1 pseudogene is annotated in these 237 nt (G+C 61.6%); it reads right to left on the bottom strand.

The features are described 5' to 3' along the window. A pseudogene (locus SB751_RS35195) lies at nt 1–237 on the bottom strand (hypothetical protein); the annotation flags it as partial.

The raw sequence follows: 237 nt of genomic DNA, 5'->3' as shown, positions 1-237 counted from the left end.
CCGCGAGCGGGTTTCCGGCGCGATCGCATAGCTTGAACCGTTCGTCGTGTGTGGCGCTCTGCCTGTCGAGTAACGCGGCCAGGCTTGCTGCATAACCCATGTCCCCCCATTCGTCCTCCCAACTGTGAGAGGCGCTTGCTTGCGACGCACTGAAAACCGGCGGCGGTGAACACTTGCAGATACAGATATCGTCTTCCAGCGCCTGTTGCTTCCCCCGCATCGTTGCGTTGCGGTGCG

Source organism: Cupriavidus sp. SIMBA_020 (genome assembly GCF_046535395.1).
GTDB lineage: Bacteria > Pseudomonadota > Gammaproteobacteria > Burkholderiales > Burkholderiaceae > Cupriavidus > Cupriavidus campinensis.
Note: the sequence above shows the minus strand (reverse complement) of the source record. Positions and strands in the feature narration are given on the sequence as shown.